The following is a 20,392-nucleotide window of genomic DNA, read 5'->3' as shown; positions in this document are numbered from 1 at the left end:
TCGAGAGGACATCGCATGGCCCATTTCGGCGTGGTCGCCCCGGCCTTCTACAGCCATTTCAACGCCCTGGCGGCGCTGGCGCTGGCGTTGATCGAGCGCGGACACCAGGTCACCTTCCTGCACCGGCCCGACGCCGCCGAGTGGATACCGGACGCCCGCATCGGCTTCCACGCGCTCGGCGCGGGGCGCTATCCGCCAGGATCTTTGGCCGCCTCGCTGCGGCTGGCGGCCAATCCGGGCAGCCCGCTGGGACTGCGCAAGGTCATCGTCGACATGGCCGACACCACCGACATGCTGTGCCGCGAACTGCCCGCCGCGATCGAAGCGCTGCGCATCGACGCCCTGCTCGGCGACCAGATGGAGGCGGCGGCCGGACTGGTGGCCGAGGCGCTGGAGCTGCCGTTCGTATCGGTGGCTTGCGCGCTGCCGGTCAACCGCGAAGCAGGCGTCCCGCTGCCGGTGATGCCGTTCGCATTCGGCATCGACGAGCGCTCGTTGAAGATGGTCGAAGGCAGCACCCGCGTGTACGACTGGCTCATGTCGCCGCACCGCAAGGTGATCGAGCGGCAGGCGCGCGCCCTGGGCATTCCGGCGCGCGGCATGCTGCACGAGTGCCTGTCGCCGCTGGCGCAGATCAGCCAGACCGTGGCGGCCTTCGATTTTCCGCGCCTTCACTTGCCAGCGAATTTCCACCATGTCGGCCCGTTGCGACACGTCGCTCCCGGTATTCCGTCGCCGTCAGGCCCGCGCATCGATCCCATGCCGACCATCGCCGATGACCGCCCTTTCATCTTCGCCTCGCTGGGCACACTGCAAGGCCAGCGCTTCGTGCTGTTCAAGCGCATTGCGCAAGCATGCCGGGGTCTGAACGTCCAACTGCTGGTCGCCCATTGCGGAGGGCTGAATCCGCAACAGGCGCAGGCCGTCGAACGGGCCGGGCCCAAGGGAGCGACGACTGTCTGCGCATTCGCACCCCAGCAGGCGGTGCTGGCGCGCGCGGACGCCGTGGTCTCCCATGCGGGACTGAACACGGCGATGGACGCGATTGCCGCGCGCACGCCGATACTGGCGCTGGCGATCGCCTTCGACCAGCCGGGCGTGGCGTCGCGGATCTGTCATGCCGGCATCGGCCTGCGCGCGTCGCCCCGCTTCGCCGGCGCGGCCCAACTGGGCAGGCACTTGCGGCGGCTGCTCGATGAACCGGAGTACGGGCGGCGGCTTGCCGTACTCTCGGACCAACTGGCGCAAGCCGGCGGCACGCCACGCGCCGCCGACATCGTCGAAACGGCGCTGAACCTGAACCGGCACGATGACAGCCACGCCCGCCGGGCAGCGAGCGGCCTCGCATGAGCACCGTGCCGTACGACGTGATCCTGGCCGGCGGCGGCCTGGCCAACGCGCTGATCGCGTGGCGGCTGCGGACCACGCGCCCGTCGCTACGAATCCTGCTGCTCGAGCGGGATGACCGGATAGGTGGAAACCATACCTGGTCGTTTCATGACAGCGACCTCGATGCGTCGCAGCGGCAGTGGCTCGCGCCGCTGGTCTCGGCGCACTGGCCGGACTACGATGTCATCTTCCCGGAGCACGCCAGAACGCTCGACGGCGGGTACGCCAGCATCGCCTCCGACGATTTCGCCCGCGTCATCGAAGCCGCGCTGGGCGACGCGCTGCGGCTCGGCGCCCGGATAGAGGAGCTAACGCCGACCACGGTGCGATTGGCCGGCGGCGAAATGCTGCATGCGGGCGCCGTCATCGACGGCCGGGGTCCGCGCCCATCCGAGCGGCTGGCATTGGGCTACCAAACCTTCCTCGGACAGGAAGTACGCCTCGCCGCGCCGCATGGACTGACCTCGCCCACCATCATGGACGCCAGCGTCGCGCAGCAAGGAGGCTACCGTTTCGTCTACGTGCTGCCTTTCGCGCCCGACCGCCTGCTGATCGAAGACACGCACTACGTCGACACCGGCGTGTGGGAGCCGGCACGGCTGCGTGCCAATATCGCCGCCTATGCCGCCTCCCGTAACTGGCACATCGAAGAGTTGATCCGTGAGGAACATGGCTCGCTGCCGATCGTGCTGGCCGGCGACGTCGATCAATTCTGGTCGGATCTGAACGGACAACCGACGTCCGGCCTGCGGGCCGGCCTGTTCCATCCCACGACCGGCTATTCGCTGCCCCATGCTGTGCGGCTGGCCGAGCGGATCGCGACGCTGGATGACTTGCGCGCCCCGGCGTTGTTCCACGCCATACGGGAGACCGCGCTGCACGAATGGCGCGGACAGCGCTTCTTCCGCCTGCTCAATCGCATGCTGTTCCTGGCCGGCGACGCCGACAGCCGCTGGCGTGTGATGCAGCGTTTTTACCATTTACCGGCGCCGCTGATCGCGCGCTTTTACGCCGGCCGCCCTACCCTTGGCGACAAGGCGCGCCTTCTGTCGGGAAAGCCGCCGGTGCCGGTCGGCCAGGCCATATCGGCCGCACGCAAAATCCATCCCCACCAAATCAGGAAACCCGAATGAACGAAACAAAACAGGCAGTGGTTGTCGGCGCCGGCTTCGGCGGCCTGGCGCTGGCCATCCGTCTGCAAGCGAGCGGGATTCAAACCACCTTGCTCGAAAAGCGCGACAAGCCGGGCGGCCGCGCCTACGTCTATCAGGACCAGGGCTTCACCTTCGACGCGGGCCCCACCGTCATCACCGATCCGTCGGCGATCGAGGAGCTGTTCACCGTCGCCGGCAAACGTTTGTCGGATTACGTCGAGATGCTGCCGGTGGCGCCGTTCTACCGCCTGTGCTGGGAGGACGGCAGCCATTTCGACTACGCCAACGACCAGGAGTCGCTGGACCGCCAGATCCACGCGCTCAACCCGGCCGACGTGCAGGGCTACCAGCGCTTCCTCGCGTACTCCAAGGCGGTGTTCGACGAGGGCTACCTGAAGCTCGGCGCCGTGCCCTTCCTGTCGTTCCGCGACATGATCGCGGCCGGCCCGCAACTGGCGAAGCTGCAGGCATGGCGCAGCGTCTACAGCATCGTCTCGAAGTTCATTCAGAACGAACATCTGCGGCAGGCGTTTTCGTTCCACTCGCTGCTGGTCGGCGGCAACCCGTTCGCCACCTCGTCGATCTACACCTTGATCCACGCGCTGGAACGGCGCTGGGGCGTCTGGTTCCCGCGCGGCGGCACCGGCGCGCTGGTGAACGGCATGGTGCGCCTGTTCCAGGATATCGGCGGCCGCATCGAACTGAATGCCGACGTGGCGGCGATCGAGGCGAGCGGCGCGCGCGTCAACGGCGTGCGCCTGGCGGACGGGCGCCACTTCCCCGCGCAAGCGGTGGCATCCAACGCCGACGTCGTCCACACCTACGCGGATCTGTTGTCACAACATCCGCGCGGACCGTCGGAGGCCGGCGCGTTGCGCAAAAAACGCTTCAGCAACTCGCTGTTCGTGCTGTACTTCGGGCTCGATCATCACCATAGCCAGCTGCAGCATCACACCGTCTGCTTCGGGCCGCGCTACAAAGAACTGATCACCGAGATCTTCGGCGGCAAAACGCTGGCCGAGGATTTCTCGCTGTACCTGCATGCGCCCTGCATCACCGATCCGTCGCTGGCGCCGCCGGGTTGCGGCAGCCACTACGTGCTGGCGCCGGTGCCTCACCTGGGCAACGCGGATATCGACTGGGCAGTCGAAGGCCCGCGCTACCGCGACCGCATCTTCGAATACCTGGAGCGCCGCTATATGCCAGGCCTGCGCGACCAACTGGTCACCAGCCGCATCTTCACACCGATCGATTTCCGCGACGAGCTCAATGCGCACGTCGGCTCGGCGTTCTCGCTGGAGCCCATCCTGACGCAGAGCGCCTGGTTCCGCCCGCACAACCGCGACAGCGAGCTGGCGAATCTGTACCTGGTCGGCGCCGGCACCCATCCCGGCGCCGGCGTGCCGGGCGTGATCGGCTCTGCCAAGGCGACGGCCGGCCTGATGATCGAGGAGTTCGGGCGATGAGCGAGGCCTTGCTGGACCACGCGACCCAGACCATCAAGGTCGGATCGAAAAGCTTCGCGGCGGCGGCAAAGCTGTTTCCGGCCGACGTCAGGCGCAGTGTGTTGATGCTGTACGCGTGGTGCCGCCACTGTGACGACGTGGTCGACGGCCAGGAGCTGGGTTTCGGCGCGGTGGCACTGGCGCAGGACGACGCCGCCGAAAAACTGGCGGAACTCGAAGACCGGACCCGGCGCGCCTATGCCGGCGAAAAGATGTCCGATCCGGCCTTCGCCGCGTTCCAGGAGGTGGCGCTGCGCCACAAGATAGAACCGCATTTCGCCTTCGACCACCTGGCCGGTTTCGCCATGGACGTCGAACAGGCGCGCTACGAGACCATCGACGACACGCTACGCTACTGCTATCACGTGGCCGGCGTGGTCGGCCTGATGATGGCATCGATCATGGGCGCCAGCAAGGCAACGGTGCTGGACCGCGCCTGCGACCTTGGCCTGGCTTTTCAGCTGACCAATATCGCGCGCGACATCGTCGAGGATGCGCGCATGGGGCGCTGCTACGTACCCGCCGAATGGCTGCTCGAAGCGGGCATCCCTGTGAACGAAGTGGCGTTGCCCAAGCACCGGGCGGCCCTGGCAGTCGTGGCGGCGCGGCTGGTCGACTACGCCGAACCGTATTACGCTTCGGCCAACCAGGGCATCATCGCCCTGCCACTGCGCTGCGCGTGGGCAATCGCCACGGCGCGCAATGTGTACAGGCAGATCGGCATCAACGTCAAAGCGCGCGGTGCGCACGCCTGGGATGAGCGGGTCGGCACGTCGCGCGCGACCAAACTATGGCTGCTCGCGAAGGGAGGCGCCAGTGCGCTTACTTCGCGTCTTCGGCGGATGTCGCCGCGTCCGCGGGGGTTATGGCAGCGGCCCGACCACGTTGGCGCAGGGGGCCATCGTGCAGCACGCGCAGTTGACGCTTGAGTTCATCGACCGGCGGCGCGTACAGGAATCCAAACGAGACTGCACCCTCTTTCCCTTCGACGGCGTGGTGCATGCGGTGCGCCTGGTAAAGCCGCTTCAGATAGCCGCTGCGGGGCGTGTATTGAAACGGCCAGCGGCGGTGAACCAGGCCGTCGTGCGCGACAAAGTACAGGAAACCGTAGGCGGTCATGCCGGCGCCTATCCATTCGAGGGGATGATAGCCTTCGGTACCGAAATAAATCAGCGCGATTGCCACCCCGGCGAAAACCACGGCATACAGATCGTTCTTCTCGAACCAGCCGGTGCGCGGTTCATGGTGCGAGCGGTGCCATCCCCAACCGAAACCATGCATCACATATTTGTGCGCGACAATAGAAAACAATTCCATCAATACAATGGTGATCAGGACGATGAGCGTGTTCAATATCATGGGTCGTTACGATCGTCGGTCAGGTAGAAGCGGCGCTGGTGAAAACAGCGATGGACACAGCCTACCATAGCCGCTATTTCCGCAGCGCCAGCGACTCGCCTTTGCCATTCAACGTAGCCAAGAAAAGGAAACCCATGCAATCACTGATCAAGCCATCGTTGTTCATTTCCACCGTCGTGCTGGCCGCCACCGCATCGGCCGCCACGATCGAGGTGAAGGTATCGTCGGTCGTCGGCGGTAGAGGCAAAGTGAATGTCGCCGTGTGCGACAAGGAGCGATTCTTGAAGGATTGCCTGTACAGCGGCTCGGCGCCGGCGCAGGCCAACGACACCGTCGTCACGATACAGAACGTGCCGAAAGGCACCTGGGCGGTGCTCGCCTACCAGGACGAGAACCAGAACGACAAGCTGGACCGCAACCTGATCGGCATCCCCAGCGAAAACTACGGCTTCAGCCGCGACGCGCGCGGCAAGTTCGGCCCGCCGGACTTCACCGACGCCGCCATCGACGTGCGCGACGAGACGATGGCCGTCACGATCAAACTGCGCTAGGGCAGCCGCCGGAACAAGCCGGGGTAGTCCACGACCAAGCCATGCGCATCGATGGTGAGCTCGGCTTGAAAGACGGGGGGCAAGGTTTCAAATAGAAACCTCTTCTTTTCCTCTATGCATGTGTAGCGCTGCTCTTTCTTGCTCGCGACCAGCTCCGGTACCGACACATAGGCCATGCTGAAGGTGCGGCTTAGTCCGTGGGTCCATGTGCGGCGGCGGATGGGCAGCGTATTGGTGAAGGGCGTCGCAGCAATATCGACATCGATGCAACCGTCCAGCAGCGGCAAATACTCGCCGGTGAGCGCATCGCTCCAGCGGCCCTCGCCGTCCGACAGCAGTCGCAAGCGCCGCCCGTCCGCTGGATGGGCAACCTCCACCGCCCGGGTTCGCCATTCGGCATCGGTGCGGACGGTATAGACCAGTCCGTAAGGGACGCCCTCGTCTTCGCCCACCACCACGCCGCTCGCCACAGTGCCGTCGGCGGCGAAATCGACGTCCAAATACTCGGTCCCCACCCCGTCAATCGAACTCCAGCGAAAAATATGCCGCATTGCGCCTCCGATGCGACACAGCGCCGCGACCTGGTTTCGAAGTTAGTCCCACCGAAGATATTTTAGTTCAAAAAAAAGCCCCTCGACTTGGAGGACGAGGAGCCATAAGACCACAGACAACACTGGACTACATGAAACTTTTGCATGCTGCTCAAAGACAAAATGAAAACGTTTTCAAATAAAGTGCAATCGTTTTCCTTCGCCTTGAAATCGATTTCATAATACCGAGTTATCAATCGGGATGTCAAACTAAAAATCACCCTATCGGTGTTTTTCTTGTTGATTGGCTGTTCGGAGTGGTTTTCGGACGTTGTCAGGCCCGCGCGGCGCCCAGCCTGGCGCTGGCCGCGATCACCAGCATCGCGCCGCCCAAGCCGGCGAAGGCGAGGTTCAAACTGACCGCGTGGGCGACAAAGCCGATCACCGCCGGCCCGGCGAGTATGCCCGCATAGCCGAGGGTGGTGATGGCGCCGATCGCCAGCCCCGCCGGCATCGCGCTTTGGTTGCCGGCGGCGGTGAACAGGATCGGCACCACGTTCGACGCGCCCAGCCCCACCAGCAAGAAGCCCACCAGCGCCAGCGGCGCGGAGGGCGCCAGCACTGCGGCGAAGAAGCCCGCCGCGCCACACAGCCCGCCCAGCAGCAGTACGCGTTTGCCACCGAGCCGGCTGACCACGCGGTCGCCGGTCAGCCGGCCCACCGTCATCGCCGCCGCGAAGGCCGCATAGCCCAGGCCCGCGCGGGTGGCGTCCATGCCCTGCTCCGACGTCAGCAACAAGGCGCTCCAGTCGAGGATCGCCCCCTCGGCCAGGAAGCAGAGGAAGCACAGCACGCCGATGAAGATCACCGCGCCGTGCGGCACGACGAACATCGACCCGTGGCCATCGGCCGCATCGGGCTCGCGCAACAGATGCGGCGCGCCGGCCAGCAGCGACAGCGCCACCAGCAACGACACCGCCACGCTGGCGCCGACCGGGGTCATGCCCGCCCACAGCATCAGCGCCATCAAGCCGGCGCCGATGAAGCCACCGACACTGAACAGTCCATGGAAGCCAGACATCAGCGCCCCGCCGCTCTCGCGCTCGACGATCACCGCCTGCACATTCATCGCCACGTCGAGCGTGCCGAGCGCCGCGCCGAACGTGAACAGCGTGGCCCCCAGCAGCATCGGCGTGGGCGCGATCGCCAACCCTGGCAGCACCATGCAGACAAAGGCGCCCGACACCAGCACCACGACGCGGCAGCCGAAGCGCGACGCCAGCAAGCCGGTCACCGGCATCGCCATCAGCGAACCGGCGCCAAGGCACAGCAGCAGCAGGCCCAGGTCCGCCTCGCCCAGCGCCAGGCGTTCCTTGGCGAACGGCACCAGCGGCGCCCAGGCCGACATGGCCAGGCCGGCGGCAAGAAAGGCAAGACGAGTGGACAGGCGCTGTTTCGGGCCGACTGAATTCATGGGAGATTTTCCGGGGTAGTGTAAGGCGATTTCAACCTTTAAGTATACGGCAAGTCACAACGGCAAGCAGCTAGCAACAAAATCCGCACGAAAACAGTGCATCAGTGCGAGCGCTCACATTGGGCTCGGGCCTGTTGGCGCATGATCGGTTCCGTGTTGTTCAACAATCATAAGGAAAAATCATGCAGACTCAACCATTCACACCCGGCGCGGTGGTCAGCCGCGATGGCGACGACGGCTACGCCTCCGGCGTCTCCTGGGGCGCCATCTTCGCCGGAGCGGCGGCGGCCGCCGCACTCTCGTTCCTCCTGCTGATCCTCGGCATGGGCCTCGGCCTGTCGTCGGTCTCGCCGTACGAGTACAACGCCGCGCCGCTGGGCGTCGCCGCGATCGTCTGGATCGCCTTCACGCAATTGGCGGCGTCGGGCATCGGCGGCTACGTGGCCGGCCGGCTGCGCGTCAAATGGGCCAGCATCCATGGCGACGAAGTGCACTTCCGCGATACCGCGCACGGCCTGCTGGCATGGGCGGTGGCGACCTTGATCACGGTGGCGGTGCTGGCGGGCGGCGCGCGCGCTGTCCTCAGCGGCACCATCGACGCCGGCGCCGCTGCGGCACCGGCACTGGCGACGGGAGCATCGGCCGTTGCCGACAACCCGCGCTCGAACGACTACTTCGCCGACATGCTTCTGCGTTCGCCGAACGGCCAGGGCGCCACGGCATCGGAACGTGAAGAGATCACGCGCATCCTGGTCGCCGATCTGGCGGCGGGCAAAATCAGCGCCGACGACCGCAACTACATGGCGCAGCTGGTGGCCAAACGCAGCGGCCTGTCGCAACCGGAGGCGGAACAGCGTGTCGACGCGATTTATGCACAAGCCAAGCAGGCGGCGGCGGAAGTGAAAGCCAAGGCCATGGCGGCGGCCGAAGCGGCACGCAAGGCGGCAGCCCGTTCGGCACTGTGGATGACCTTCGCGCTGCTGCTGGGCGCCTTCGTCGCCAGCCTGTGCGCCACCATCGGCGGCCGCAACCGCGATCACGCGCGTGTCGTCACGCGCACCGTCATCTAATCCAAGGAGAATACTATGCGCTCGATACTGCTACTGCTGCTCGGCATCCCACTGCCCATCATCATCCTGATCGCGATACTGACGTAATCAGCGTTGGCGTGATTTGACGGCAAGGCCGGCCCCATGTGGCCGGCCTTGTTTCGTTTGGGGGCCGTCCCATAGGTCTCTTCAGCGCAATTAAAGTTTTCTTTAATACCGTGGCATCATATTAAAGACTGCTTTGATGTGATGCGCAACGTGCGAGAAGTTCTCGTTCACTACTTACGCCATGTTCACGTTTCGTGAAACGATGAATAGTATGAACACCCGTGGCGAAGCAGCCTTGGGCGTATTGGAGAGGCAATCAGTGGGGACGCAATGGGATCTGGAGCGGGTGAAGGGAATCGAACCCTCGTCGTAAGCTTGGGAAGCTTCTGCTCTACCATTGAGCTACACCCGCGTTGGCCGTATTCTACGCGGCTTTACGCACTGTTGACAACTTCCCAAACTAATCACGTGGATTCGACTGGATAGTCCGTGGACCACTCATCTGAAACTGGTGACCGAATCATTTGCGTGGCTGCGAATGATTTCCGTGACCTTCGGGTCATTCTTGTATTTTTCAATAAGTCGCTTGAGCTGTTTTTGAGCAGGTTGACAGTACCGAACCACACCGCGCTCAATTTCCTTTTGTCGCTGCTTACTAAGGCCACCATCAAATTCCCCGGCGAAGTGCTCGCACGCCTCGGCGTTCTCGATGAAGGCTTGCACATCTTTCGGTATTGGTCCCTTGGCGAGCGCCGCAGTGGACACGAAAAAACAGGCAACCAATGCCACTGTCTTCATTCCCATAATCGCTCCCTCAACTAGCGTCCATTGTTAGACCAATGCGGCACGTCCTTACTACCGCCCACGTATTTCTTCACACCATAGGTAGCACCGATTTCGATCAGTTGTCGATTCATGCCGGTGCGTGGCAAGCTGGCGATGTGAATGAGTCTGCGGCTCGCATCCATCACCGATACCGTCCCGCTCCAAGACAGCGACATGTCGATCGCCAAACGCAAATTGTGTTGAGATCGAAGAGCCGGTTGAGTTCGAAGTCTGCGTATAGACAACGCGTCTACCATGTCATTCGCTGCTTTCAGCGAGGCCGCAGAAGTTGGGTGTTGCCATTCGATTTCCACACCTGCCATTGCCGGTATCGTCGCCGGATCAACCCCGTCGTTCACTATTCGCCAGGACCAGTGCATCATGTATGCGCGCGGGAAAGGCCGGTATGTCGCATCAATTTTCACTTTGATACCTGCTTCAGTCATGGCACAAACGAAATCGTCTACTGCATGACGGAAAGTACCAGCCAGGTCGCTAATACGAGTCCCGCCGGGGAACTGTTGCGCCCATTTTGCGCCACTTAGTTCTTTGTCGCTCCGCGGCAGACGCGTGTGGTCGGGCTTGTGTATGAAATTGGCTGCAGTCATTGAACCTCCTTTGTTGCGACTTGCCTTCTGGAAACCGCCAGAATTCAAAGCGTAGGTCAGACTGTTCAGGCCAGTATTGATTTAGACCTAGGAGCAGGAAGTTACTCCGGCTTCTGCACCACATACCCCTTCGCCTCCAGCGCCGCGACAAATCCCTTGGGGTCCAGCAAATCCTTCACCGGCAACGTCGCGAAAGTGGAGGCGTTGGCCGCCAGCGATTTCTCGGCGGCCGCCACCCAGCTATCCTGAATCTTCTGCTGCACCGACTTCAACCCCGGCCGGCTTTGGAGCAAGGCGCTGTTGAGAACCGCCGAATCGCAGGCGCCGTCGCGGTCCGCGTAGCTGATCTTCTGGATCGCCTCGAGATCGCCCTTGGCCCAGGCGTTGGCGCGCACGCGCATGGCGTCGATGTCGTCTTCCAGCCGCGCCATCGTGTTGGAGAAACAGGCGACGTCGTCCAGCGGCACCTTCTTGAACTCCCTGAGCATCTTGACCGGATCGTCGATCTCCAGCTTGGCCTCGGTCGACGTCATCTTAAGCTTGTTTTTCTTGACGAGCTTTTCGATCGTCTCGCGCACCTCGCGTCCGCCCGAACCCAGGCCGGCCTGCTCCAGGCCCTTGCGGAACAAGGTGTCGGCGGCGAAGATCGGCCGTTCGCGCTCGATGCCGTCGTCGTCGCCGATGTACTTTTTCTTCAGCACCAGCCAGCGCGCGTAGACCGGCGCCGGCAGCAGATCCTTGAGCTCGGCCCCATCCGGATTCTTCTTGAAGCCGATCGCGAACGGCAGCAGCGTCATCTGGCGGAAAAATCCCACGTCGGCCGTCGCGCCAGGCGGCCGCAGATATTCCTGCGACTGCGCCAGAATGGTTTCCACTTCCTGCGAGCGCCATTCCATTTTCTTCGGCAGCGGCGAGTAGGTGCCGAATACCCACAGCACATGATCGCCCTTCGACACTTTCCACAGACCCGGACCGGGCCGCTGCCCCGCCACCAGGATGGTCTCCGCAATGACGCCCTCACCCGCGACGGCCTCGATCTGCTCAGCCGGCGGCACCGATTCGGTTTGCGACCACGCCGGCGCGACGCTTAGCGCGCACAGCGACAACACGACCAGACTACGGCCTACGGTGAACCGGAACGAAGGGCTGTTCATGACTATCCTGATGTGGGGAAATTGTTGTCGATTATATATATCGCATGCGGCCGGCGGTGTGCCGCCAAGCGCCGGCAACGCGAGTATCATGTGGCGCCCCCCAAGGCACAGCGGAACGCGCCGCGTTAAACATGCGCGTCATCTCGGCTAAACAAGCACCCAAAAACCTGTCCCGGTTGAAATGCTCCCGAGGCGCGGCTACATTGTGGGCTGACCACTCAACCAACAGGAACTCCGATGCCATCTTCCGCCACCGCGGCCATCAAACTGCTAGCCCTGTCGGCGTTGCTGACGTTGTCGGGCGCCGCCGCCGCCGCGGAAAGCTGCACGATCAACGGCAAATCCTGGCCCCTGTGCGGCAACGACAACGGCCGCTGGTCGTTCGAGAAAGGTCAATACTGCGTGGCGCGCAATTTCTGCCCGGACAACCGCACCATCGCGCCCACCATCGCCACCCGGGAGGTTCCCGTCGATCCCGGCGCCAACGCCAAGACCCGCGCCACCTATGCCTGGCTGCGCGGCATCTGGGGCAAAAGCATCATCGCGGGGCAAACCGACCTGTCCTGGAACGATTCCATCGACATGGCCGAACGCGTCCACGCCGACACCGGCAAATACCCGGCGCTCATGGGTTTCGACTTCATGGACTACGGCATGACCGCCCCGCATGCGGGCCAGCGCCAAACCGAAGAGGCGATCGCCTTCGCCAACAAGGGCGGCCTGGTGACCTTCCACTGGCACTGGCGCGATCCTTCGCTGCTGAAGACCGCACAGGTCGATAAGGCGCGCTTCTACGTGCGCGAGCCGGACACGAGCAAGAACACCACATTCACCATCCCGGTCGCCAACGGCGCACTGGACACCGCCAGCCCTGCCTATCAGCAGATCAACGATGGCATCGACCTGGTGGCGGTGCAGCTCAAACGCCTGTCCGACGCCAACGTGACCGTGCTGTGGCGTCCGCTACACGAAGCCTCGGGCAACAACGGCGACGGCTGGTTCTGGTGGGGACGCGCGCGCGCCGACGGCGTGCCGCAGGCCTACGCCAACATCCTGCTTTGGCGCCACATGTACGACCGCCTGGTCAAGGTGCACGGCATCCACAACCTGATCTGGGTATGGAACGGCCAGGACCCGGCCTGGTATCCCGGCGACGATGTGGTCGACATCGCCAGCTTCGACATCTACGACGACACAGACAACAAGACCTACGGCTCGCAGATCGCCAAGTACCGGCAAACGGCGCAAGTCTCGGCCGAGAAGAAACCAATCGCGCTGACCGAGAACAGCTACATCCCGGACCCGGACAAGATGCGGGCCGACGGCGCGTGGTGGCTGTGGTTCATGACCTGGAACGACGGCGACGGCCCGGCCGGCGTGAGCTCGCCCAACAATTTCTGGACCGGCGAACACTTCAACACCAACGCCCACAAGCGCAAGGTCTACAACCATCCGGACGTGATCACCTTGGACAAGCTGCCCCGGTTCCAAGAGAGATAACTTCTCAAATCCTGCGGTGTGATGCAGAATGGCAGAGCTTATTGACCCTGCCGAGAGGAAATCCATGAAACCAGTAGTAGCATTGAGCATGGCGCTGGCCTGCGCCGGGTGCGCCGCCCAGGCCCAGGCTCCGGCCCCGACGGCGGCCGCCGCCGACCCGATCTCCTCGCTGGTGGGCCGGCTCGACCTGGAAAAATACAAGGCCACCATCAAGAGCCTGACCAAGTTCGGCGACCGCCGCCAGGGAACGGAACGCAACCGCCAGGCGCTCGACTGGATCGAGGCGCAACTGAAGTCCTACGGCTGCGCCAACACCGAACGCCTGCAATACCAGTACACGCAAGCGGCCCCCGGCGATCCCGTACCCAAGCGCGCGCCCGGCATTCCCAGCGGCGGCGCCGGCGGCCCTCCCGGCCAGGGCGGCAGCACCTTGTTCGGCAACCGCATTGCGACCGGCGTCAACAACGACCCGATGGCCCAGCCCGACGAGAAGCTGCGCGCGTTGAACTCCGAGTTGACGCCGGTCGGCACCTCGCAGCGCGAGAACGTCTACTGCACCAAGGTCGGCAGCAAGCATCCGGAGGAGATGTACATCGTCAGCGCGCACATGGACGGCATCGGCTTCGGCGAGGCGGCCAACGACGACGGCTCCGGCACCGCGCTGGTGATGGAGCTGGCGCGCATCTTCAGCGCGCCCGGTGTCGAGACCGACCGCTCGATCCGCTTCATCTTGTTCAACAACGAGGAGAGCGGCTTGAACGGCGCGACCGCCTACGTCAACCAGCGCAAGGATTTGCAGGGGATCGAATCGCCCAAGGGGTCGGGCAAATATCCGGAACCTAAATGGCTGGGCATGATCCAGCACGACATGATGCTGTTCGATCACGGCATGCCGTTCCAACGGATCGACGGCTACGGCAAGCCGGTGGTCGACGAGCATGGCAAGCCGGTGTTCGTTGCGCCGCCCGAGCAGCGCCTGGAGGCGGACGTCAATATCGAATACCAGTCGGTGTCCAAGCAGGCCGACGCCTCGGCCAAACTGGCCTGGGCCTTCCGCGCCGCCAACGACAAGTACGCGACCCACTATCCGGCCGCCGTCGGCTTCCACATGACCAACACCGATTCGACGCCGTTCATGGATCTGGTGCCGTCGATTTCGCTGCGCGAGAACGAGCGCGGCCAGCAGATCGGCTCCGGCTGGGACCCGCACTGGCACCAGCCGACCGACCTGTACGCCAACTTCTCGGACAAGGACTTCCTGCTGGGCTTGAACGCGGCGCAGACCACCCTGGCGGGCGTGGCCCAGCTGGCCGGTGTGCGAGTCAAAAAGTAGCTACACGAGTAACTACACGAAGTAGTTACTGGGCCGCGTAGTTCTTCGAGCGCGGCCCGTATAGCAGACCGTTGCTGTAGCCGGCGCTCAGCAGGCGGGCGTTGGCGACGCCCGCCACGGGGTGCGACGCGTCGGTGGTGGTGTTGATGATCTGCTTGACGGCCGCCGTGATCAGCGCGCCGATCAGGCCACCGCCACTGTTGTTGCCGCCTTCGTTGTCCGACGCGCTGGCCGCGCCCGTCCACAACACCGTGCCGGTTTTCAGGTCGACCAGCTTGGCGTCGACCGCGACCACCGACACGCTGTTGATGACATTGTAGGTGGAGCCGTACTTCGAAATCGTCATGTACAGCCCGGCGTCGGCGCCGAAAATCTCCTGTAGCTTCTTCGGATCGACGCCTTGGATATCGGCGGCGCCGGTCAACCCGTTTTGCTTGAAGGTCTCGGCGACCACCGCCACCGGCAACACATAATAGCCGGCCTCGGCAAGCGGATACGTCACCTGCGCGTACACGCTGTTGCCGGCGTTGACCTCCGGCGAATTGTTCAGCGGCGGCAGCACCACGATCGAGCGCGGTTTGGCCGCCTTGAACGCGGTGTAGTCATACGACGGCGCCTTGGTCGCGCAGCCGAACAGGAAGACCGCCGGCGCCAGGCAGGCGGCCATTTTCAGAAAACGCGACATCATAATTTCTCACCCTTTTTCATTTTACCCAGCAGGAAGTCCATATACGCGGCCGATTCCGGGAACAGTTTTTTCTCGTCCTCGAACTGCGTCACCACCTGGTCCGGCTTGCCGGCCACCGAGTACAGCATGCCCAGATGGGCGTGGAAGCCCGGCGGCACGTTGTTGCCCTTGGCGCTGATGGTCTGCAAGTCCTTTTCCATCGCGGCGATTTGCTGCTCAGGGCTCTCGCCCTTGAGGTATTGGTAGACCTGCGGCTGGTAGCCTTCCCACTGGTACAGGGTCTTGGGCGGCGTAGCGCAGCCGGTCAGCACGGCGGCGGCCAGCGCCAGCAGGGCCGCGCGCTTGAGGTTCTTCGTCGGTTTCATGGCGGTCCTTATTGTTTTGGCGCAGTCAATGCACCGGCTTCGGCGCCGGAGACCAGGCGGTCGACCGCCTCGCGCATGGCCAGGTCCAGCACCTTGCCGTTGAGCGTGGCATCGTAGCTGGCGGTGCCGCCGAAGCCGAGCACTTCGCGGTTCGACAGGCTGAATTCGCCGGCGCCCTGGGTCGAATACACCACTTCCGACGTCGCGATATTGACCACGTTGAGCGTCACCTTGGCATAAGCGACCTGGGTCTTGCCACGGCCGGCGATACCGAACAGTTGATGATCGCCCACTTCCTTGCGGCCAAACTCGGTCACGTCGCCGGTGATGATGAAATCGGCGCCCTTGATGTTCTGGCCCTGCTTCTTGTACTCGGATTCCTGCTTGAGCTCGGACATATTGTCGCGGTCAAGCACGTTGAAGCGGTTGGTCTGCTGCAGTTGCGCGATGAGAATGGTTTTCGACTGGCTGCCCAGACGGTCGACGCCGTCCGAGAAGATGCCGCGCATGAAGCTGGAGCGGTTGTCGAATTTGCCGACGGCGACCAAAGTGCGCGGGCCGACATATGGACGCGCGGCGCTCGCGGCGGCCGGCACGGCGATGGCGCGCGACGATTCGGTGGCGCAGCCGGCCAAGGCCGAAACGATCAGCGCGGCGGCCAGCAATTTGCCGGTGTTCAGAGTATTCATGTTGCCCCTAAGTGGTGAATGGACCAAAGTCGTCTGCAAATTGATATTTTGCAAGTAAATTTCTTCGTGGCAATTATAGGGGTTTGTGGCGCCGGAAATCTCTCCAATAGTCACGCTACGTAATATCCGCTGCGGAGAACCGTAGGTCGGATTAGCCGGCACGGCGTAATCCGACATGAGCCGCCGGAGCAGCTTGGCGGATTACGCTGCGCTAATCCGCCCTACGTGTTTCTACGGCGCATCGCCAATCCCGTGCCGGGTTTCTAGCTTAACGCCGGGGCCACCGCTTCCAGCACGATCTCGCGCAGCCTTTGCGCCACCGGCTTGAGTTGCGCTTCCGATTGCAGCAGGCTCAAGCCGATGTGCGGCAATGGCGGCAGCAACGCCGGATCGAGCAGGCGCAAGCCGGCCGGCATGCCGACCGACGTCCGGACCGTCACGCCCAGGCCGGCCGCGACGGCCGCCCACACACCCGACAGGCTGGTGCTGGTGAAGACGATGCGCCAGGCGATGCCCGCCCGGTCCAGCGCGTCGATCGCCGCCGAGCGCATCAGACAAGGCGCGTCGAGCATCACGAGCGGCAGCGGCGTGCTGTGGCCGTACGCCGGCAGCTCGACGTGCGCGCCCGCCAGCCAGCGCATCGGCAGCTGACCCAGACGATGCGCGTACGGCCAATCGCCCGTCCTGTCCCACGCCAGCGCCAGATCGAGCTGGCCCGCCCCCACTTGTTCGATCAATTGCGCGTTGCGCCCCACCCGCGCCTCGATGCTGACCTGCGCGTGCGCGCGGGCAAAGCGGCCCAGCACCTCGGTCAACAGATGCTCGCCGAAATCCTGCTGCATGCCGAGGCGAACGGTGCCCGCCAGATCGGCACCGCGCAACGCCGTTACCGCCTCGTCGTTCAATTCCAGCAGGCGGCGCGCGTAGGCCAGCAAGGTCTCGCCCGCCAGTGTGGGCTCCATACCGCGTCCGGCCTTGCGCAGCACCGGCGCCTCCAACTGGTCCTCCAGCTTTTTCAACTGGGCGCTGACGGCGGAGGTGGAGCGCCCCAAACGGTCCGCCGCCTTGGCGAAGCTGCCCAGCTCCACGCCGGTGACGAAGGTGCGCAGCACATCAAGGTCAAAGGTGATCTTTCGCATAACCATCCCGTTTTATCGAAGCATCAATCAAAATATTCCTGATTTTCAGTATTAATTTAATCCGGTATCGTGAGGCTGTCAATCAAACAAACGGAGGACATCATGCCCATGAGCCGCATCTCCCTGCTAAAAGGAAAGTCGCCCGACTATTTGCGCGCGTTGAGCGACGGCCTGCACGCCGCCATGGTGGAGGCCTTCAACGTGCCGCCAACGGACCGCTTCCAGATCGTCCACCAGCACGAGCCGAACGAACTGATTTTCGACCGCGACTATGAAAGCGAGGGTGGTCCGCGCTCCGACGACTTTGTGCTGATCGCGATCACGGCCGGCAAGCCACGCGGCACGGAGGTCAAGCAGGCGTTCTACCGCCGGCTGGTGGAGCGCCTGGCCGAGGCGCCGGGGATCAACCCGAGGGATGTGATGGTGGTCATCACCACCACGCTCGGCGACGAGTGGTCGTTCAGTGGCGGCGCGCCGGCGGCGCCGCTGCTGCGGGGAGTTGCATCATGATCGCGATGCAGTACAGCTTTGTGCTGCCGGCCGACTACGACATGGCCATCGTGCGCGAACGGATCGCCACCAAGGGGCCGCTGCTGGATAATTTGCCGGGACTGGTGTTCAAGGCCTACCTGTACGCGGAGCACGGCGAATCGGCCGAAAACCTGTACGCGCCGTTCTACCTGTGGCGCGACGAGGAATCGATGCATGGCTTCCTCAACGGCGCCGGGTTCGCGGGCGTGGCGCGGGCCTTCGGTTGGCCTTCGGTGCGCACCTGGACGCCGTGGCTCGCCGATGTGGACGCCGAGGTGCGCGAGGCGCGCCATGCCACGCGCGCCACGGTGTCGATCATGCCGCACAGCGATCTGGCTGCGCTGCGCGTCAAGGAAGAAGACTATGCGCGCCAGGCGCTGGAACGTGGCGCGCTGGCGGTGGTGATCGGCTTCGAGCCCGTGAGGTGGAGCGTGGTGCGCCTGTGCCTGTGGCGCGATGCGCAGCCGGCCGATGGCGACGCGCTGCATTACCGCGTCGGCCACGTGTCGGCGCCGGGGCGGTAGCGGCCCGGGAACAGGCTACTGTTGTTTGAGGGCGAACGGCGTGGCGTTGTCGCGCATCTGCCGGTTGGCGTCGGCGGCATCGGTGGCCGAGACCACCGCGCTGCGCACGCCGGGAATACGGCTACCGGTGACCACCGGCTGGTCGCGCAGCTTGACCGGGCCGGCCTCGGCGGCGGCCGGCGTTTCCTCGGCCCGGTCCGTGGCGGCGCATCCCGTCAGGACGAACATCGTCATCAGTGCCGCGGCTAAAATCATCTTGTTCATAAACTCTCCTGACTTGTGGTTTTTAACTTATTAAGTTGGCAATCAATAATAACAAGGAAACGCCCATCCCACATGACTTTTTTAAGGCAGGCATATGTCCGCGAATAGCCGCCCCGATGCTAATCTATAAGCCGCAGCAAGCCTTGTACTTTTTCCCGCTACCGCAAGGGCAAGGCTCGTTGCGGCCAACCTTTTCATGGGTGATGCGTTGTTTGACGGCCGCCAGCTCGGCCGGACGCAACGCGCTTGTTTCTTCCTTTGCATTGTCGCTTTGGATTCGTGACAACGAGATTGCGTTAGTGACGAAATCGCGCATACGCGCTTCGCGGTTCGGACACGGCCGTCCCTGCTCGTCGAACAAGAGGCGCGTCAACGCAAAACTCTCAAGCTCCGCAGCGGACATCTTGACGCGCGACGCCACGAGTCTGTCGATCAAGCCCGGTGCCATCTGCAACGCTTGATCGGCGGTCGCCTCGTCCTTGTCGCCGACCGCGTTCTCGAAAGCCCTCTGTACCAAAGCGAGCGCTTCGATCCATTTTCCCGGCTCTTCCCGCGACATATAAAGGTCGGCAAGGTCCAGGTGGGCTTGGTTGACTTTTGGCATGGCGCGTTGGAGGAGCTCTTCTGCTTTGGTGAATCCCCCCGGCAATGAGCCATTGCGGATAAGGACGCCAACCGCGCGCTGGGCGATGTGAAGGCCCGCATCGCTTGCCCGTTGGAGCCAGGTGAGCGCAGCCGGTTGGTTCGCCGCCACGCCTTCGCCGTGATACAAAGCCTGGCCCGCTTGATATTGGCCGATGGGGTAGCCCGCCTCCGCGGCGCGCAATGTCAAATCGAACGCGGTCTTGACGTCGGCCGCCACGCCCTGCCCTTCCCGATAGATCGTGGAAAGCAGAACGAGTGCAAGTGGATGGTCTTCAGCGGCCGCGCGCTCTAAATAATCCCTGGCCCGGGCATGGTCAATTGGTCCCTCATGCAGGCCCAACAGTGCCGAGCGACCGCACCATGCGAGGGCATCTATGTCGCCATCCCGGCAGGCCATCTCGATGAGATCGACGCCTCGGCCGATATTCTCTTGCCCGCTTTTCCCCTCTGACAATGCGAGCCCATATTGGTAGCGCGCCGGGGTGTAGCCAGCGTCGCTGGCGTAGCGGAGCAGGTCAAGCGCCCGTTCCGTCATCGAGGAGTTGGACGCCGACTGCTTCAGCAGCAGCATCGCGGCCCGGTACTGGTCCGTGGGGCGGCTTTCAAACAACGCCCGGTAGCACACCGCGCTCAGTTCGTCCGGGCTTTCATCGACGATGAGGTAGTCTGGTACTTTAGCCCCGCGATTTTTCTGACGATAGACAACTTCCAGCAGCGCCATCACGTCGACGAGCGCCTGATTGGCCATGGCTTGCAGTTGTTCCTCGCGCCGCAGACTTTCCTCCGGATGCGCCGCCCAATTTCCCCAACGCCGCAACTTATGCAGAAGTTCTTGAATGTCCGCGTTGATCAAATGCGACTTGACGAGCATATTGATCTTTCCCTCCAAGCCCAGCTTCCACTCGCTGTCGTAGGGATAGAGCATGTCGCAGCATAAACTGGCAAGCGCCCGCGTCTGAATGAGCGCGTGTGCGGGGAATTGATGCTGGCTGCGTTTGGCGACGCCGTAGACCGATGCGATTCGGGTGGAGACCAGCTCGGCGAATTCGAGATCGTTCATGGTCGCAA

At 63.5% G+C, this 20,392-nt stretch carries 22 protein-coding genes and 1 tRNA gene; 10 read left to right on the top strand and 13 right to left on the bottom strand.

The window, feature by feature from the left end:
- Window positions 1-15 precede the first annotated feature (15 nt).
- Genes AC07P1_RS27435 through crtB form a run of 4 tightly spaced genes read left to right on the top strand, consistent with a single transcriptional unit; the run spans window position 16 to window position 4,977 of the window.
- Window positions 16-1,350 (top strand): glycosyltransferase, encoded by a 1,335-nt coding sequence (locus tag AC07P1_RS27435; RefSeq protein ID WP_494698813.1) that lies wholly within the window; start codon window positions 16-18, stop codon window positions 1,348-1,350.
- Window positions 1,347-2,522 (top strand): lycopene beta-cyclase CrtY, encoded by a 1,176-nt coding sequence (gene crtY / locus AC07P1_RS27430; RefSeq protein WP_494698812.1) that lies wholly within the window; start codon window positions 1,347-1,349, stop codon window positions 2,520-2,522. Before AC07P1_RS27435 ends, crtY begins: the two co-directional genes overlap by 4 nt.
- Window positions 2,519-4,009, top strand: coding sequence for a phytoene desaturase (locus AC07P1_RS27425; protein ID WP_494698811.1), 1,491 nt, complete (start codon window positions 2,519-2,521; stop codon window positions 4,007-4,009). Before crtY ends, AC07P1_RS27425 begins: the two co-directional genes overlap by 4 nt.
- Complete coding sequence (gene crtB, locus AC07P1_RS27420) at window positions 4,006-4,977, top strand: 15-cis-phytoene synthase CrtB (protein ID WP_494698810.1); 972 nt, start codon at window positions 4,006-4,008, stop codon at window positions 4,975-4,977. The genes AC07P1_RS27425 and crtB overlap by 4 nt, the downstream gene beginning before the upstream one ends.
- Here crtB and AC07P1_RS27415 read toward each other — a convergent pair.
- Complete coding sequence (locus AC07P1_RS27415; protein ID WP_494698809.1) at window positions 4,871-5,407, bottom strand: sterol desaturase family protein; 537 nt, start codon at window positions 5,405-5,407, stop codon at window positions 4,871-4,873. The two genes, crtB and AC07P1_RS27415, sit on opposite strands and share 107 nt — an antisense overlap.
- Window positions 5,408-5,541: 134 nt before the next feature.
- Between AC07P1_RS27415 and AC07P1_RS27410 the strand changes: the two genes are divergently transcribed.
- Window positions 5,542-5,958: a DUF2141 domain-containing protein gene (locus tag AC07P1_RS27410; RefSeq protein WP_363500052.1), complete on the top strand. Its 417-nt coding sequence runs from the start codon at window positions 5,542-5,544 to the stop codon at window positions 5,956-5,958.
- Here AC07P1_RS27410 and AC07P1_RS27405 read toward each other — a convergent pair.
- Window positions 5,955-6,509: a putative glycolipid-binding domain-containing protein gene (locus AC07P1_RS27405; RefSeq protein ID WP_363500050.1), complete on the bottom strand. Its 555-nt coding sequence runs from the start codon at window positions 6,507-6,509 to the stop codon at window positions 5,955-5,957. The two genes, AC07P1_RS27410 and AC07P1_RS27405, sit on opposite strands and share 4 nt — an antisense overlap.
- A gap of 313 nt (window positions 6,510-6,822) precedes the next feature.
- Complete coding sequence (locus AC07P1_RS27400; protein WP_494698808.1) at window positions 6,823-7,962, bottom strand: MFS transporter; 1,140 nt, start codon at window positions 7,960-7,962, stop codon at window positions 6,823-6,825.
- Window positions 7,963-8,144: 182 nt separating this feature from the next.
- On the opposite strand from AC07P1_RS27400, the gene AC07P1_RS27395 reads away from it, so the two are divergent.
- A complete protein-coding gene (locus AC07P1_RS27395) occupies window positions 8,145-9,032 on the top strand; it encodes a hypothetical protein (protein ID WP_494698807.1) in 888 nt (295 codons plus the stop codon).
- Between the two features lie 365 nt (window positions 9,033-9,397).
- On the opposite strand, the gene AC07P1_RS27390 is transcribed toward AC07P1_RS27395, so the two are convergent.
- From AC07P1_RS27390 to AC07P1_RS27375, 4 genes are all read right to left on the bottom strand, one after another.
- Window positions 9,398-9,471 (bottom strand) — tRNA-Gly (locus tag AC07P1_RS27390).
- 86 nt (window positions 9,472-9,557) lie between these two features.
- Window positions 9,558-9,857 (bottom strand): hypothetical protein, encoded by a 300-nt coding sequence (locus AC07P1_RS27385; RefSeq protein WP_494698806.1) that lies wholly within the window; start codon window positions 9,855-9,857, stop codon window positions 9,558-9,560.
- A 20-nt stretch (window positions 9,858-9,877) separates the two neighbouring features.
- The gene (locus AC07P1_RS27380; protein ID WP_494698805.1) at window positions 9,878-10,492 is read right to left on the bottom strand and encodes a hypothetical protein; all 615 of its coding nucleotides are present in this window, start codon (window positions 10,490-10,492) and stop codon (window positions 9,878-9,880) included.
- Between the two features lie 101 nt (window positions 10,493-10,593).
- The gene (locus AC07P1_RS27375; RefSeq protein ID WP_494698804.1) at window positions 10,594-11,646 is read right to left on the bottom strand and encodes a TraB/GumN family protein; all 1,053 of its coding nucleotides are present in this window, start codon (window positions 11,644-11,646) and stop codon (window positions 10,594-10,596) included.
- Between the two features lie 237 nt (window positions 11,647-11,883).
- On the opposite strand from AC07P1_RS27375, the gene AC07P1_RS27370 reads away from it, so the two are divergent.
- The gene (locus tag AC07P1_RS27370; protein WP_494698803.1) at window positions 11,884-13,146 is read left to right on the top strand and encodes a glycosyl hydrolase; all 1,263 of its coding nucleotides are present in this window, start codon (window positions 11,884-11,886) and stop codon (window positions 13,144-13,146) included.
- Between the two features lie 64 nt (window positions 13,147-13,210).
- Window positions 13,211-14,479, top strand: coding sequence for a M28 family peptidase (locus tag AC07P1_RS27365; protein ID WP_494698802.1), 1,269 nt, complete (start codon window positions 13,211-13,213; stop codon window positions 14,477-14,479).
- 25 nt (window positions 14,480-14,504) lie between these two features.
- Here AC07P1_RS27365 and AC07P1_RS27360 read toward each other — a convergent pair whose 3' ends face one another.
- From AC07P1_RS27360 to AC07P1_RS27345, 4 genes are all read right to left on the bottom strand, one after another.
- Window positions 14,505-15,167, bottom strand: coding sequence for a DUF799 domain-containing protein (locus AC07P1_RS27360; protein ID WP_494698801.1), 663 nt, complete (start codon window positions 15,165-15,167; stop codon window positions 14,505-14,507).
- Window positions 15,164-15,532 (bottom strand): DUF4810 domain-containing protein, encoded by a 369-nt coding sequence (locus tag AC07P1_RS27355; RefSeq protein WP_494698800.1) that lies wholly within the window; start codon window positions 15,530-15,532, stop codon window positions 15,164-15,166. Before AC07P1_RS27355 ends, AC07P1_RS27360 begins: the two co-directional genes overlap by 4 nt.
- An 8-nt stretch (window positions 15,533-15,540) precedes the next feature.
- Window positions 15,541-16,221: a CsgG/HfaB family protein gene (locus AC07P1_RS27350; RefSeq protein ID WP_494698799.1), complete on the bottom strand. Its 681-nt coding sequence runs from the start codon at window positions 16,219-16,221 to the stop codon at window positions 15,541-15,543.
- A 263-nt stretch (window positions 16,222-16,484) separates the two neighbouring features.
- Entirely contained in the window at window positions 16,485-17,360 is an 876-nt protein-coding gene (locus tag AC07P1_RS27345) for a LysR substrate-binding domain-containing protein (protein WP_494698798.1), read from the bottom strand.
- Window positions 17,361-17,468: 108 nt separating this feature from the next.
- Here AC07P1_RS27345 and AC07P1_RS27340 point away from each other — a divergent pair, with 108 nt between their 5' ends.
- Both AC07P1_RS27340 and AC07P1_RS27335 read left to right on the top strand, forming a co-directional pair.
- Complete coding sequence (locus AC07P1_RS27340) at window positions 17,469-17,870, top strand: tautomerase family protein (protein ID WP_494698797.1); 402 nt, start codon at window positions 17,469-17,471, stop codon at window positions 17,868-17,870.
- Window positions 17,867-18,415, top strand: a complete 549-nt coding sequence (locus AC07P1_RS27335; RefSeq protein WP_494698796.1) for a DUF4865 family protein — start codon at window positions 17,867-17,869, stop codon at window positions 18,413-18,415. The genes AC07P1_RS27340 and AC07P1_RS27335 overlap by 4 nt, the downstream gene beginning before the upstream one ends.
- 15 nt (window positions 18,416-18,430) lie before the next feature.
- Here AC07P1_RS27335 and AC07P1_RS27330 read toward each other — a convergent pair whose 3' ends face one another.
- Window positions 18,431-18,679, bottom strand: a complete 249-nt coding sequence (locus AC07P1_RS27330) for a hypothetical protein (protein WP_494698795.1) — start codon at window positions 18,677-18,679, stop codon at window positions 18,431-18,433.
- Window positions 18,680-18,803: 124 nt separating this feature from the next.
- Complete coding sequence (locus AC07P1_RS27325; RefSeq protein WP_494698794.1) at window positions 18,804-20,384, bottom strand: SEC-C metal-binding domain-containing protein; 1,581 nt, start codon at window positions 20,382-20,384, stop codon at window positions 18,804-18,806.
- Window positions 20,385-20,392 lie beyond the last annotated feature (8 nt).

Source organism: Duganella sp. GW821-FHT07F09 (assembly GCF_059418705.1).
This window is presented reverse-complemented; position numbering and strand designations above follow the sequence as displayed.